Source organism: Geodermatophilus sp. SYSU D01176, assembly GCF_054050015.1.
Window position 1 is genome coordinate 1 of sequence record NZ_JBJGYN010000105.1, and the last position, 2,264, is coordinate 2,264.

General features: G+C 72.4%; 2 protein-coding genes. Both read right to left on the minus strand.

Going from position 1 to position 2,264, the window contains the following annotated elements; genetic code table 11:
- On the minus strand, positions 1 to 1,031 hold a 1,031-nt coding region (locus tag ACI78Z_RS24890; RefSeq protein WP_457039215.1), incomplete at its 3' end, for an FAD-dependent oxidoreductase.
- A complete protein-coding gene (gene glyA, locus ACI78Z_RS24895; RefSeq protein WP_457039216.1) occupies positions 1,028 to 2,257 on the minus strand; it encodes a serine hydroxymethyltransferase in 1,230 nt (409 codons plus the stop codon). The genes glyA and ACI78Z_RS24890, both read right to left, overlap by 4 nt.
- Between the last annotated feature and the right edge of the window lie 7 nt (positions 2,258 to 2,264).

Sequence of the window (2,264 nt, forward strand, 5' to 3'; positions counted from 1 at the left end):
ACGATGGGCGAGGCGTCGGGGCTGGTGTCGACGATGCCGGCCCAGGTGCGCAGCAGGTGCGCCCGGGCGAAGACGGGGAACAGCTCCACCGCGGCGGCCATCTGGCGCTCGATGATGTGGAACGCGCCGCGCTGGCCGTAGCCGTTGTAGGAGTCGACCCCGGCGCCCATGACCAGTTCGCCCTTGTGCGCCTGGGAGACGTACACGTGCACCGCGTTGGACATGACCACCGTGGGGTGCACCGGCTCGAGCAGCTCGGAGACCAGCGCCTGCAGCGGGTGGCTCTGCACCGGCACGCGGAAGCCGAGCATGTCGGTGAGCGTCGTGGTGTGCCCCGCCGCGCACAGCGCCACGGTGCCCGCGGCGATGTCCCCGCGGGTGGTCCGCACCCCGGTGACCCGGTTGCCCTCGGTGCTGAACCCGGTGACCTCGCAGTCCTGGATCAGGTCGATCCCGGCCTCGTCCGCGCGGCGGGCGAAGCCCCAGGCCACGTAGTCGTGCTTGGCGATGCCCGCGCGCGGCTGGTAGGTCGCGCCCAGCACCGGGTAGCGGATGTCGGTCGAGGTGTTGACGATCGGGCAGATCTTGCGGACCTCGTCGGGCTCGACCCACTCGGCGTCGACGCCGTTGAGCTTGTTGGCCTCCACCCGGCGCACGCTGTCCCGGACGTCCTGCAGCGTGTGCGCGAGGTTGAGCACGCCGCGCTGGCTGAACAGGATCGGGTAGTCCAGGTCCTCCTCGAGCCCCTCCCACAGCTTGAGGGCGTGCTCGTAGATGGCCGAGCTCTCGTCCCACAGGTAGTTGGACCGGATGATCGTGGTGTTGCGGGCCATGTTGCCGCCCGCGAGCCAGCCCTTCTCCAGCACCGCCACGTTGGTGATGCCGTGGTTCTTGGCCAGGTAGTGCGCGGTGGCCAGGCCGTGCCCGCCGCCGCCCACGATCACCACGTCGTAGGAGCGCTTCGGCTCGGGGTCCCGCCAGAGGAAGTCGGGGTGCTCGGGCAGGTCCGCGCCGGGGGTGCGGGGGTTCATCGGCCGGCCTCCGTCAGGTCGGGGTAGAGCGGGTGACGGTCGGCCAGCCGGGTGACCCGGCCGCGCAGCTCGGCGAGCTGTCCCTCGCCCACCGAGGGCCGCAACGCGGCGGCGATCACGTCGGCCACCTCGGCGAAGTCGTCCAGGTCGAAGCCCCGGGCGGCCAGCGCCGGGGTGCCGATGCGCACCCCGGAGCTCACCATCGGCGGGCGCGGGTCGAAGGGCACCGCGTTGCGGTTGACGGTGATGCCGATCGAGTGCAGCCGGTCCTCGGCCTGCCGGCCGTCCAGCTCGGACTCGCGCAGGTCCACCAGCACCAGGTGGACGTCGGTGCCGCCGCTCACGACGTTGACGCCGGCCGCGCGGGAGTCGGCCGCCAGCAGCCGGTCGGCGAGGAGGCGGGCGCCGGCCAGCGTGCGCTCCTGCCGCTCCCGGAACTCCGGCTCGCCGGCCAGCTTGAACGCCACCGCCTTGGCCGCGATGACGTGCTCCAGCGGCCCGCCCTGCTGACCGGGGAACACCGAGGAGTTGAACTTCTTGGCCAGGTCGGCGGTGGCCAGGATGACCCCGCCGCGGGGGCCGCCGAGGGTCTTGTGCGTGGTCGAGGTGACCACGTGCGCGTGCGGCACCGGCGAGGGGTGCAGCCCGGCGGCGACCAGCCCGGCGAAGTGCGCCATGTCCACCATCAGGTAGGCGCCGACCTCGTCGGCGATCCGCCGGAACTCCGCGAAGTCCAGCTGCCGCGGGTAGGCCGACCAGCCGGCCACGATCAGCTTGGGCCGCCGCTCGTGCGCCAGGCGCTCGACCTCGGCCATGTCGACCCGGTGGCTGTGCCGGTCGACGTGGTAGGCGGCGACGTCGTAGAGCTTGCCGGAGAAGTTCAGCCTCATGCCGTGGGTCAGGTGGCCGCCGTGGGCGAGGTCGAGGCCGAGGATGGTGTCGCCCGGCTGCAGCAGGGCCGACATCGCCGCGGCGTTGGCCTGCGCACCCGAGTGCGGCTGCACGTTGGCGTACTCGGCGCCGAACAGCGCCGTCAGCCGGTCGATCGCCAGCTGCTCGGTCACGTCGACGTGCTCGCAGCCGCCGTAGTACCGCCGCCCCGGATAGCCCTCGGCGTACTTGTTGGTGAGCACCGAGCCCTGCGCCTGCATCACCGCGACCGGGGCGAAGTTCTCGCTGGCGATCATCTCCAGCGTCGACTGCTGGCGGCGCAGCTCGGCCGCGATGGCCGCG